This is a genomic window from Roseibium sp. SCP14 (genome assembly GCF_040329475.1).
Classification (GTDB): Bacteria; Pseudomonadota; Alphaproteobacteria; order Rhizobiales; family Stappiaceae; genus Roseibium.
Window position 1 is genome coordinate 350,778 of sequence record NZ_JBDZYH010000001.1, and the last position, 12,681, is coordinate 363,458.

10 protein-coding genes are annotated in these 12,681 nt (G+C 53.3%); 3 read left to right on the top strand and 7 right to left on the bottom strand.

Going from position 1 to position 12,681, the window contains the following annotated elements; all coding sequences use genetic code 11:
- Window positions 1–60: 60 nt before the first annotated feature.
- The gene (locus ABLQ08_RS01625; RefSeq protein WP_352938699.1) at window positions 61–987 is read right to left on the bottom strand and encodes a heparin lyase I family protein; all 927 of its coding nucleotides are present in this window, start codon (window positions 985–987) and stop codon (window positions 61–63) included.
- A gap of 297 nt (window positions 988–1,284) precedes the next feature.
- Between ABLQ08_RS01625 and ABLQ08_RS01630 the strand changes: the two genes are divergently transcribed.
- Window positions 1,285–3,138 (top strand): tetratricopeptide repeat protein, encoded by a 1,854-nt coding sequence (locus tag ABLQ08_RS01630; protein ID WP_352938702.1) that lies wholly within the window; start codon window positions 1,285–1,287, stop codon window positions 3,136–3,138.
- A 41-nt stretch (window positions 3,139–3,179) separates the two neighbouring features.
- Here the strand turns inward: ABLQ08_RS01630 and ABLQ08_RS01635 are convergent, their stop codons facing one another.
- From ABLQ08_RS01635 to ABLQ08_RS01655, 5 genes are all read right to left on the bottom strand, one after another.
- Window positions 3,180–4,058 (bottom strand): class I SAM-dependent methyltransferase, encoded by an 879-nt coding sequence (locus tag ABLQ08_RS01635; protein ID WP_352938703.1) that lies wholly within the window; start codon window positions 4,056–4,058, stop codon window positions 3,180–3,182.
- A 48-nt stretch (window positions 4,059–4,106) separates the two neighbouring features.
- Entirely contained in the window at window positions 4,107–4,802 is a 696-nt protein-coding gene (locus ABLQ08_RS01640) for an acylneuraminate cytidylyltransferase family protein (RefSeq protein ID WP_352938705.1), read from the bottom strand.
- Window positions 4,803–4,822: 20 nt separating this feature from the next.
- Window positions 4,823–5,854: a GDP-mannose 4,6-dehydratase gene (locus tag ABLQ08_RS01645; RefSeq protein WP_352938708.1), complete on the bottom strand. Its 1,032-nt coding sequence runs from the start codon at window positions 5,852–5,854 to the stop codon at window positions 4,823–4,825.
- Window positions 5,847–7,670: an N-acetylneuraminate synthase family protein gene (locus ABLQ08_RS01650; protein WP_352938711.1), complete on the bottom strand. Its 1,824-nt coding sequence runs from the start codon at window positions 7,668–7,670 to the stop codon at window positions 5,847–5,849. Before ABLQ08_RS01650 ends, ABLQ08_RS01645 begins: the two co-directional genes overlap by 8 nt.
- 260 nt (window positions 7,671–7,930) lie before the next feature.
- Window positions 7,931–8,743 (bottom strand): ferredoxin--NADP reductase, encoded by an 813-nt coding sequence (locus ABLQ08_RS01655; protein ID WP_352938714.1) that lies wholly within the window; start codon window positions 8,741–8,743, stop codon window positions 7,931–7,933.
- A gap of 628 nt (window positions 8,744–9,371) precedes the next feature.
- Here ABLQ08_RS01655 and ABLQ08_RS01660 point away from each other — a divergent pair.
- A complete protein-coding gene (locus ABLQ08_RS01660) occupies window positions 9,372–10,406 on the top strand; it encodes a GlxA family transcriptional regulator (RefSeq protein WP_352938715.1) in 1,035 nt (344 codons plus the stop codon).
- A gap of 51 nt (window positions 10,407–10,457) precedes the next feature.
- Here the strand turns inward: ABLQ08_RS01660 and ABLQ08_RS01665 are convergent, their stop codons facing one another.
- On the bottom strand, window positions 10,458–11,219 hold the full coding sequence (locus ABLQ08_RS01665) for a sulfite exporter TauE/SafE family protein (RefSeq protein ID WP_352940496.1): 762 nt from the start codon (window positions 11,217–11,219) through the stop codon (window positions 10,458–10,460).
- 246 nt (window positions 11,220–11,465) lie between these two features.
- On the opposite strand from ABLQ08_RS01665, the gene ABLQ08_RS01670 reads away from it, so the two are divergent.
- Entirely contained in the window at window positions 11,466–12,680 is a 1,215-nt protein-coding gene (locus ABLQ08_RS01670) for a winged helix-turn-helix domain-containing protein (RefSeq protein ID WP_352938717.1), read from the top strand.
- The last annotated feature ends 1 nt before the right edge of the window (window position 12,681 follow it).

The following is a 12,681-nucleotide window of genomic DNA, read 5'->3' on the forward strand; positions in this document are numbered from 1 at the left end:
GGTCGGGTTTAACCGGATACGGAAGAAGCGCCCTCATCTTCGTTCGCCCCTGCCCCGGTGTCATTTGAACATCGGGTCTTGCAATCCGAGATCGGCAGCCGACTTCCCGCTGCGATAACCGGCGTGATAGGCCGTAAATGACGTTTCGAATTTCGTGGTCGTGTAGAGCCCGAACTTGAAGTAGTAACCTTTGATCGCGTCGTTCTTGTAACCGGTCGACCCTTTGTACTGAATGAAAGGCGTCCAACTGGCCGTGCAGTCGACGGGCTTCAGCGCATCGCATGTCCGCCGCCAGGCCTGGATCTCACCGCTTTCGTCCGGCGCCCAAGCGATCTTGTAGACGAACTCATGTAACAGCCCCGGATCCAGCTGAGGCGCCGTGTACAAGATCTCGCCGTTGTGCTCGTTGCCCAGCTTTTCGACAATCTGCCCGTTGAACAACTCCACGGCGAATTCCTTACCCCAAAGACGATGGGACAGCGGAGGGCGGTGAAATGGTTTTCCCGGTTGGTCCAACTCGTGCCACTGGGCCAGAACAAGCCGATGCGGCGTTTCTATCGGGAAGTCGTTCGGGATCAGAGTTGAGATCCGGTACCAGGCCTCCTCCCCGTTCTTTGCAATGCGAGTATCGGCCAGCTCGGCGCGCGTTCCTCCAAAAAGCTTCCTGTCGCTAGGTTTGATCGTAAACTGGAGTAGCCGTCCGAGATCCGGTTTGCCGTCAAAAGTGACGATCTTGCCCGAGTCACAATTCACCAGACGCTCAGTACTCATGTAGTCAGGAAAATCATCGGGTTTGCCATCACACTTGATGGACCGCTCTTCAATTGCCAAAACCTTTCCGTCGAGATCGAGTTCACCTGTGGTCTGCGCAACGGAGGAATTTGCCACAAACAAAACCAAGCAGGCGACAAGCCTGAACACAGACTTTCCCAAGCGCAGCCACACCGAGGCCGAGCCATCTGCAGCTTTTCCACTGCCGTGTCGCATTCACTTCCTCCCGATCCAACGCAATTCCTGACAAAACCTAGCAACCAGCACGGATAGGGACAATTCGCCTGGCTCCAGCCGGCCCACGCTTGCAAAAATCCTTTGGGCAAACATGTATTCAATCGCAGTTGGACCCAACACCGGATGCCGCTACTCGCCAGTTGCCATTGTTCCATCAAATTCACAAAGAAAATTCCGCAATCCCCAAGCGATTTGCCGAATGCTTCTGCATCAACTGTGAACTGAGCACCGTCCTGCTATTGTTTTCGACGTGATTCCTTGAAGATTGAGACACAGATGGCAACGCAAACCGTTCAAAATCCGGTCCGCGAGAAACTCTTAAAGGGTCTCGCCTACCAACAATCGGGAGAGATCGAAAAGGCACAGCGTTGCTACAAACAGGTTCTAAAGAAAGTCCCGAAAAATGCCGATGCATTGCATTTGCTCGGTGTCACCTACCGGCAGCAGGGATTTCCCAAGCGAGCTGTCGACTATATTCAAAGGGCAATTGCCTCAAATCCAAGCCAAGCCCCGTTTTATGCCAATCTTGCCCGAGCCATGATGGATATCGGCACCGATCCGGAGAGCATGCTTGCTGTCTGTAACAAGGCATTATCACTAAACCCGAAAGAGCGAGAAGCCCGCAACATGAAGGGTATCGCGTTGACAACGCTTAGTGAATACAAGGAAGCAGAACAGATATTCCAAGATCTCATCGTAGAATTTCCGGATTATCCGGACGCTTACCAGAATTTTGGCATTCTGCTGATGGAAGCTGGTCGGGCGGAACACGCGGTCAATTTCTACACAAAAGCGATCATGCTAAATCCAGGTAACGTCAACAATTACATTCAACGCGCCCGCTGCCGCCTGAAGCTGAAGGAGTTTGAGCCTTCCCAATATGAACTTACGGATGCGCTGGAACGGTTCCCAGGCAATAGTGATGTGATGCACGAAGCGGCAAGACTGCTTTTCAGCATGAATGAAACCTCCAAAAGCGTTGAATATGCGCGAAAAGCTCTGGACGCAGATTCCGGCAATTACCATAAGGCCATTACGCTGGGCGTGAGTCTGCTCATGCATGGCAGCCAGACAGAATCCTTGGATGCGCTTCAGAATGCAAGGAAACTGGCACCGGACGGCCACAAGACTGTCGAATGGAACCTTTCCCTTGCCTATCTCGCCAATGGCGACCTCAAAAATGGCTGGAGTTTGCACAAAGCACGTTTTGGAGATTCCGCTACTCAGGTCACCAATCGCAAGTTTGACCTCCCGGAATGGAGAGGTGAAGACATTTCGGACAAAACACTCCTAGTTTGGGCCGACCAGGGGCTTGGTGACGCCCTTAAAGCTGGAACCATGATGCCGGAACTGATGACAAAGGCGGGTAAGGTCATTGTCGAACTGTCTGACAAGGGAGCAAAGTTCTTTCAACACTCCTTTCCGGACGCAATATGCCGTCCAGCCATGATTGACAAGGAACTGAATGCGACTGCGTCAGACTTTGACCTCCATACCAATATCAGTGATTTGGTGGAATTCTTCCGCACCGATCTTGCTTCATTCGAGCGCGCACCTTGTCCCGTGTACACTTTTGAAAAGGACCGTGCCCGCGACTACCTGAAACGCCTTGAAGGGCACGTAGACAAGCCGGTGATCGGTTTCTCCTGGCGGTCAAGAAACCTCGCGGTCAACAGGGCGCGCTTTTACCTTTCAGCGCCCGGAATTGCGCCCGTTCTGGAGTCTCGCGATGCCATTTTCGTCAATCTTCAATACGCTGCGGTCGAAAAGGAACTAAACTTTTTCAGAGCAAGGTTCCCAGAAAAATTCAATCACTTTGAAGATGTGGATCTGTTCGATGACCTTCTCGGAGCCGCGGCGCTGACTGCATGCTGCGATTTTATTGTTTCTGCAAACACCAGCGTAGCCGACATGGCCGGCATCCTGAACGTTCCGTGCATCCGTTTTGGACAACAGGAGGCCGCTCTGCTGCTGGGCCAGAAAAATCCGCCATGGTATCCGTCCATGACCTACATGCACCCCTACGTCGACAGGCCGTGCTCGGATTTTGTGCCGGAAATCATTGCTGAACTTGACCGCCAAATGGAAAACTGGACCCCTGACAAAAGAAACGAACGTCTTGGTCTTTGATCTGGGTCACTCGCGCACATGTCTATGACGGAACGAAACTGTCAGGCAGGGTTCCGCGCAATCGCAACGAGCGTGTCCGTCGCATCGATACGATTGAGCGCCGCTTCATAAGCCTCACTTAGATCGGTTGTATCAATAGCTGCCAGAGCTGATTTATGCCCTCCAGGTTTCCCAGACGCAAGCCAGGTCAAATGATTGGACATGGGATAGCGTTGAACACCTTCAATAACGACGTTCTCAAATCCCGCAATATCCAGCAAGCGCTTCAGGCTTTCGCGCGTATGCAGCACGAGATGCTGGCTCCACAAGGTAAAACTCTTGAAGGCTTCGCTTTTCAATTCACCAAGCAAAAAATCGTTTGCATGAGGCACTTCAATGACAACCGTTCCGCCAGCTTTCAGAACGCGTCGCATCTCGCCCAGAGCCTGCAATGGTTCAGGCAAATGCTCCAGAACATGAAAACTGACTATGGTATCAAAGCTGCCATCTGCAAATTCTGACAGTGCCGAGCGGCAGGTTATTCCTTCTTCGTTTAGAGCTCTGACGTAATCTTTCTGAAGTTCGACACCGCAGCAAGACAGCGTCTCATCCTGAACCTTTCGCAGAAAGGCTCCATCGCCACAACCAAAGTCCAGGACCTGCCGACCACATACGAACGGACGATACGCAGACGACCTGCGTGTCGCATCGCGAACTATTTCGTAGTCTCTTGCTCCGGACGCAGCAAGATTGACAGTACGGTAATTGCCGTCTTCGTATATCTCGTCACCACCATAGAAGCCATCAATGTAAATGACGCCGGACAGTTGGTCCCTGAACACCGTTACATCATCTCTGTCACGGGTACCGGTGGCGAACACCTCCCTGCTATTTTCACTGGCGACACCAATCGCAGACAGGGTTTTGAAAATACTGGTCATTGCAACGGGCCTCGCTGAGACTGAACATTTTCTTCAGAGACTGTGGGATTATTCCGCTTCGCGTCCGACCGCGGCGGCAAATGCTTCCAATGTGAGCCAGTCACCTGGCGTATCCAGATCGACGGTTGTGGCACTTGGCAAAACTACGGGAACGCTTTTTCCAAAGAAACGCTGTCCCGAGCTGACAAAACCCTGTTTATCGAGTGCATATACCGCCCCTGTCTCCTGATATTGACGTGGACGGTCTTGCCGTCGTTGGCGTGGCCTGGAGGCGTCGTGGTTGACCCCAACTCCGGTACCATCGGGCTGAATTTCCCAAAGAAATGCATGAACCTCAACTACGGAAAATGCTGTGTCTGCTGACAACCGTCTCCGCTCCAGCACAACCTTGTCGATTTCATCCGCCGTCGTCATAGGTGAAGTGCACTGAAGAAACACGATCGTCTGAGCCGTTTTGCAGGCTTCATGAGACTTTATCGCGTGAAGCAAGGCGGTTTCCGAAGATGCGTTGTCTCCCGAGATGTCCTTCGGGCGTCTAATTCCAGCCGCGCCATATTTTTCTGCTGCTTCGAGGATTGTGTCATCGTCACTGGAAACCAGCACTTCCGAAACAGTTGATGCCGCAAGGGCAGCCCTGATAGAGTGAGCGACCAGCGGCACCCCAAGAAACGGTTTGATGTTTTTTCCCGGAATGCCCTTCGAACCGCCGCGAGCCGGGATAATGGCCACGGCGCGTTCGCTCATGTTTTCCTGCTGGTTCAAATTTATAGTCCCGTCGTGTTCACCGCAGCCTTTTTCAGGTCGTAGATCGCCATACGACGTGCAATCTCGGGAGCTAGTACTTCAGGCTTCCAGCCGAGCTTTTCCTGCGCCCGAGTGTTGTCACCACGAAGATAGACCACATCGGAAGCGCGGAAATAACGTGGATCAACAAATGCTATGAGTTTCCCCGTCTTGCGGTCATAGCATTTTTCCTCGATCCCCTCTCCTTCAGACTTCAGGTCGAAGCCAACTTCCTGCGCTGCCATAAAAAGAAAGTCGCGGACCGAAAATTCAGTATTGGTTGAAATCACGAAATCGTCCGGCTCGTCATGGTCCAGCATCTTGACCATCATGTCGGTGTATTCGGGCGCATACCCCCAGTCGCGAACACTGCTCATATTTCCAAGCGGCATGGCTTCAGCGTTCAGCAGTTTTATGCGGGCAAGCCAACTCGTAATTTTTCTCGTCACGAACTCATAGCCGCGTAACTCGGATTCGTGATTGAACAGGATGCCTGAGGTTGCGAACATGCCGTAGGCCTGACGATAATTCACGACAAGTGAATGTGCGGCAAGTTTTGACACCGCATAGGGACTCAGCGGATTAAATGGCGTCTTTTCCGTTTGCGGTTTCTCCAGCACATCTCCGTACATTTCGGATGTGGAGGCCTGGTACAACTTTGCGTCCAGCTTGAGCAGTCGCATTGCTTCCAGAATGTTCAGGACCCCCATGTAGTTCACATCGGAAGTGTAGTGCGGAAACTGAAAACTGTCTGCGACGAAACTCTGGGCCGCCAAATTGAAGATCAAATCCGGTCGTATCTCGTTCAAAACGTTCTGGACATTCGCAAATTCTGTTACTTCCAGGGTGCAGAATTTTACTTCATCCCGGATGCCAAGTTCCTTCAGCCTTCCCGTTTTGGAAGTACTTCCCCGCCGCATCGCTCCCCAGACTTCGTCGCCCCGCCTTAGCAGTGCACGCGCCAGAAACGCGCCATCCTGCCCGGAAATACCGGTGATCAACACCTTAGCCATGATTTTCTCCTAGTTGGCGGATGGCGTGGTCAAATCCATCTCCCTCAGAGAGATGGCCCTGCCAAACTTCCAGTACCTTGCGCCCCGGCAGGTCCAAAAATGCTGCCGGATCTCCCAAGTCGCCAAGGCCGAATTCAATACCTTCGCCGTCTATTCCCGTTGCATCGGCAATATGCAGATGCCTTGAGAGCGGCAGAAGCTGCTCATACCAATCAAGCCAGCGAGCCTTGGCGTAATTCGCAGACAGGATCAGATGCGAAAGATCCAGGCAAAGTTCCATTCCGATCTCGTTTACGATTTCGATGTCGTCGGCCCCGCAAAACATGTCCAGGACATCGGCACCGCCGAAGTACCAGGCAATTCGAGGTAACCACTGCGGGTAGATTGGAGCTCCCGCCTGCCGTCCCCACCGATCGAGATATTCTTGAAGCTGGAGGTAGGTTTGTCTCTTGCCCTCCGGCCGCAATCTGGAAAAACTACCCACTATGGGAACGCCAGCCCCTGTGCGCTCCGACAACCGCAAGGCAAGGTCCACACAAGTCTGAACGATCTGTCGACTGCCATCAGCTGTGTGGTCATCGTCCGACAGTGGATCGATCAGTGTCTTGCTATCAATGTAATCGGGAATATGAATGGAGTAACGTCGACCAAGATCCAGTTTTTCAAGCCCTTCATCCATTGATGATCGGAATGCTCTTACTTCCTGGTAGGACAGATGCAGTTCGTTGTTGAGGATGGGGAAACGAGCCTGAAGGATATTCGCGTCATGCAATCGGATGGGAATCGAAATCTGTTTCTCGTCGCAAAACGCAACAAGGTTTTCGGCCAACGGAAGCTTGTTTTCGGAAAAATGCAACTCGGTCAACGCGCTCCCCCTTGAGACAGGCCGCCTTACCGTGGTGAATCCGCGACGCCTGACATCCCCCCAGGTGAGGCCTTTTCTCGGGGCCTTGACCGCAGTATTTTCAACGGAAAGCGCTTCACCTGCCTCGATATCTCGCGTGGCATAGAGACATGAACCGAGGTTTTGCATATTGACGCGTTCACCCTGGTTCATTTCGCGCTGGCCATTGCCCTGAATGTCATTGCAGGCATTCAGCAGTCGGCACAGGCGAACGAATTCTTCCGGATCCGAACTTGAACTGTCGTCTATTCCCCTGCCTGACTTATCCATCGTCAGGTGACGTTCGATGACTGTCGCTCCGTTTGCGGCTGCGACCAGGCAGACTTCCCAGTCCTGATCGTGGCTTGAGTAACCAACGGGAGATCCTGACATTTCCTGCAAGGTCTGGATGAACTTCATCTGTTGATTGCCAAGCAGAACAGGATAATTCGAGATGCAATGCAGATAGGTGATATCTGCGACGTGCCTTGTTGCCTCGATCGCCGTGAAAATATCCTCTTCCGCATGCCCGCCGGTACTAAGGATCAACGGCTTTCCCAGCTTCGCCACCGAGGCAATCAGATCTTCATTCAACAGTTCGGCGGATGGAATCTTGAAAAAGTCGAATTCGTGAATTCGTTCGCCAAAGTCTGCAGCATCCTGAAACTTGAAAAAGCTCACGCCTGCGGCCATGCCGTTGCGCTTGATCAGCGCGGCGAGCTGCAACATTTTTTCCGGAGACAGATAGTTGTCATCGATTTCGCTGCTGAGGATCTCATCACCAATTTCATCGGTCGCCTGATAAAACCCTTCCTTGGCGCGATATTGAAACTTTACTCCCCAAGCACCAGCTTCGCCGGCAATACCGATCAGCTCTTCAGCTGTTTCTGATGATCCACGATGGTTGATGCCAAGTTCGGCAATAACTTTCATCTCAAGCAACCCAAGCAGAAACGCGCTCCATAGCGCGGATATCGGAATTTTCCGACCATGTCAGCTCAAACAGTATTTCAATCAAACAGCACTTGATATTGATCTGTCCGCTGCCGGTCAGGACTTCCACAGATAAGGTCGCGTTTGAGCATCTACCGGTTCTCTTTCACCGTGTCAGACTCAAAACCTCGGATGAGCTCGGAATCAAAAAAGGCCGGAAAATCCGGCCTCTGATTGATTCTATTTTCGCAGCATTCGACTCAGCCAACAAACGCCCGTTCGACGACAAACTCGGCCGGCTTGTTGTTGGCGCCTTCGTTCAGGCCGGCTTCTTCGAGAAGGGCCTTGGTGTCACGGATCATGTCCATGGAACCGCAGATCATGCCGCGGTCGACTGCCGGATCCAGTGGCGGGACGCCGAGGTCTTCAAACAGCTTGCCTGATTTGATGAGATCGGTGATCCGCCCCTGGCGCGGGAAGTCTTCGCGGGTCACGGAAGTGTAGTGAACCAGTTTGTCCTTCGCGAATTCGCCGATAAGCGGATCGTTGATCGTTTCCTGTACCAGGTCCTCGCCGTATTTCAGCTCGGCGACTTCACGGCAGGTGTGAGTCAGAATGACCTGATCGAACTTCTCGTAAGTGTCCGGATCCCGGATCAGGCTGGCAAAAGGTGCAATTCCCGTACCAGTGGAGAACATATAGACGCGCTTGCCAGGAACGAGCGCATCGTTCACCAGCGTGCCAGTCGGCTTTTTCTTCATCAGAACCGCGTCACCTGGCTGGATCTTCTGCAGGTGTGACGTCAGCGGTCCGTCCGGAACCTTGATGGAGAAGAATTCAAGTTCTTCGTCCCAGGCAGGGCTCGCAATTGAATAGGCTCTGTAAATCGGCTTGCCGTCGACCATCAGGCCGATCATGACAAATTCACCGGAGCGGAACCGAAAGCTGGTCGGGCGCGTCATGCGGAAGCGGAACAGGCGGTCCGTGTAATGCTGGACGGTTTTCACTTCTTCAACGAAAACGTTGGCCGGCGCAGCGGCTTCCAGATCGGCAGGTTTGGCAAGTACGTTCATTTGAATCGAAGTCCGTAGGTCATCGCACAGTTTGAGTTGTGCCTCATGTATCACCACTTCCGCCTTGACTTGAAGCAACTCAGAACCACGAAACCGTGATTTCGCAAAAAAATCATTCTAAAAATGGTCAAGTTTAAAGGGCGACAGCGGCAATCTGTACCCAAAGGGACTTCGGCGTCTATTGCCGATAGGTCGAATGCCGCCTGCCTCGACCGGCAACTCGTTATGTATCTAATGCTGGTTCAGGGAATGCCGGGGTAACGGGCCGCACGAATTTGACCTAAAATTCTCGATAGTCCTTGTGATCTCTCGTTCACCCGTCAAGCGCCTGCCACATTGCACTTCTCCGGTTACGCCAAAGCAAGCCGCACCACCCAATTCCATAGGCTGTTTCTTTTCCCCGGAATTTGTGAGAACTATTTGTGCACCGCAATAAAAGCAGCAACTTCCACTTGACCTGGCTCCCGACGCAGCGATGGAGGGTTGAACTTCAGCCCGTTTTCAATTGTGACATTTTCAAGAATTATCTTCGATCTAATTTTTTTTATTTGACAGATAAATACTGTTTGCAACAATTACTGCCAAATTAGAAAAACGCGTAATAAAACCTTCCAACGAGGCAAAGTAAATGTCCGGACGCGCGCACGAAGAAACAGGCCAATCCATAGCATTTGTATTGATGGATCGGTTTTCCATGAACGCATTTACCAGCGTCATTGAGCCGCTGAGGTTAGCAAATCGGCTTCTTGGCCGAGAGTATTACGTTTGGACAACTTACTCCCTTGACGGAAATTCAGTTGTTGCCAGCAACGGCTGCGAAGTTCTGGTGAATAAGTCTATTCGTGAACTGATAGACGCGGATGTAACACTTCTTTGTACTGGCATCGACGTCGAACGTCTGCCGCTGGATCCGGACCTCGGAAACAAGCTACGCCGTCTGAATGCGATGGGCCGCACCTTCGGCGCCATCTGTACCGGCGCTTATCTGCTGGCACGATACAATCTGCTTGATGGCCGCCGCTGCACTATCCATTGGGAAAACCTGCGTTCGCTGCGCGAGGAGTTCCCGGACGTTGAAGTCACGTCGGACATCTTTGCCATCGACCGGAACTGCATCACCTGCGCGGGTGGAATGGCATCGCTCGACATGATGCTGAGGCTCATTGCCATCCAGCATGGTGCCTATCTGGCCCATGAAGTCGCTGAAGTGGCGCTATACCAGAACATGCGCTCCGGCGAATCCGCACAGCGGCATGACATTGAGGCACGTACTGGCATTTCCAACGCCAAGATCCTCGATGCAATCAGAATCATGGATCTTCACATCGAAGACCCGCTCAGCTGCCAGCAGCTGGCCATGACGGTCAACCTGTCCCCCCGGCAGCTCGAGCGGTTGTTCCGCCGTCACTTCAATTGCACACCGGGCCAATACTATCTGCGTCTGCGTCTTGAAACCGCGCGCGACCTTCTGCGCCGCACCAGCCGGCCGGTGCTGGATGTAGCGCTTGCATGCGGGTTTGCCTCCACGTCGCACTTCACCAAGTGCTATCGAGAGCGCTTCCTGTGCACGCCGACGGAGGAACGTCAGTCGTACCAATGGGCTAACACCAAACCGACTTCGGGCGTTGGTACTGCAACCCCAATGCGGCTGGTGGCCAAATAACTTCAAAACATCAGAAATGATCCTGAAACGCCGCGAGTTATCGCGGCGTTTTTATTGGACCAATCGCCAAATTCCCAGGGGAATGAGATACAGACCCAGAGCCAGGATGGCCGCCAGGATCAAGCGGCGAAAGACTGCTTCCGAAACATTCTTGCGGATCGACTGACCGAACCAGACGCCGGACAGTGCCGGAACCAGAAGAAGCAGCGACGCGAGAGCCTCACGTCCGCCCATCAGGCCAAATCCGCCAAGAGACGCGCCCAGCGCAATCGTCGACAACAAGAACAGCAGACCCATGGCCTGAATGAGCTGATCTCTGGGCAGGCCGAGCGCCTGAAGGTACATGACGCCGGGCACACTATATGACCCTGTCAGTCCTGACATGACACCGTTGATCAGCCCGACGACAATTCCAATGGGCGTCACCATCTGCTCCGGAATGGAGAGTGACACGCCAATCAGCATCGGCGTTGCGTAGGCCACCATCAAGAACCCGAGAAGCAGGTCTGCGGCTCCCTCCGGCAACTGGGTCAGGATGAACGTGCCAAGGGCAAGCATCAGGACGGCGGCGGTCAGGAATGGCCAGAGGCGCTCAAGAAGTGCCTTCAGGTACCCACCCGAAAGAGCCTGCCAGAGATTCGTCAGAAAGGCGGGCCAAAGAATCAGAACCATTGCCTTTTCTACGCCAACAAAGACCGTCATCAGTCCCAGTCCGATTGTCGGCAGACCAAGCCCGACAAGGCCTTTAACAAACCCGGCAACCAGAAACACGAGAATTGAGATCATTATCAGGCCGGGCCCGACTGCCAACATGTCCGTCAAATCGTTGCCCTGCCCCTGGCTTGCCACTCCCGGCGTGAAAATGCGACCTGGTTGAGATCGCTATGGACGAGCGGCCTGAATACGCCTTTTTTCAAGTGCCGTAAAAGATTTTCCTTGGCGCGAAGCATTGCAAACGCCACTCACACATCTGCCCGACAAAACCCTGCCTTGCAGGATGTGGCAGTTGCGCTCCAATTCTCATTTTACGTGCGCGGCGAAGATGGTAACGTCCCGGTCATGACGAAATCTGCTCTGCCCAGGGTGTCGAACGCTCAGGCGCGACACCTTTTTCTGCAAAAACACGGACTTTGCGCAGCTCCTAAGGGAAGCGGCAAAGGTGAAGATCTGTCGGCTGTGATCGACCAGCTTGGTTTTGTCCAGGTGGACAGTATCAACACGGTTGCCCGCGCACATCATATGATTCTGGCAGCCAGACGCCCCGCCTATAAGGAAAAACACCTCAAGCATCACCTGGAGCGGGACCGCCTCCTGTTCGAGCATTGGACGCATGATGCCTCGGTCATTCCGACTGAGTTTTTCCCGCACTGGCAACTTCGCTTCAAACGGGACCGGGATCGGCTCATCGGTCGTTGGCGGGATTGGCGCCGAAACGGATTTGAGCAAAAGTTTGAGGACGTCCTCAAGCAGATCAGCGATCACGGCCCGGCAACCTCCGCAACCGTCGGAGAAGACGAAAAGCGCTCCAACGGCGGCTGGTGGGACTGGCATCCATCAAAGACTGCGCTGGAGTTTCTTTGGCGAACGGGAAAACTTTCTGTTTGCCGGCGTGAAGGCTTTCAAAAAGTCTACGACCTGACCGAGCGGGTCATTCCCGAGGCCCATCGGCACCAATCCCATGACGACGACGAGACCATTGATTGGGCCGCTCGTTCCGCGCTTGACCGATTGGGTTTTGCGACTTCGGGGGAAATTGCAGCTTTCTGGGACCTGATAACGCCGCAGGAAGCAAAGGACTGGTGTCAAAGAACACGCGCTGCCGGTGAAATCATTGAGGTCGAAATCGAGTGCGTCGGTGGAGATTTCCGCAAGGCTTTTCTCTATCCCGAAACGCTCAGCGCGCTGGATACGCAACCACGCCCACCTTCCAGGGTTCGAGTCCTGTCTCCGTTTGACCCGGCTCTACGTGACCGCAAACGTGCCGAAAGGCTGTTCGGTTTTTTCTACAGGATCGAGATATTTGTCCCCGAACCCAAACGGCGGTACGGCTACTACGTTTTTCCCGTGATGGAGGGAGACAGATTGATCGGCCGGATCGACATGAAGTCGCTCAGAAACGAAAGCCGTCTGCATGTCCGCGCCTTCTGGCCGGAAAAAGGCGTCAAACCGTCAAAAGGGCGTCTGGCGAAATTGCAGGCGGAACTCGACCGCATGGCCCGCTTTTCTGGATGTTCGGACGTCACCTTTGAAACAGACTGGTTGAGGACGGTCTGAA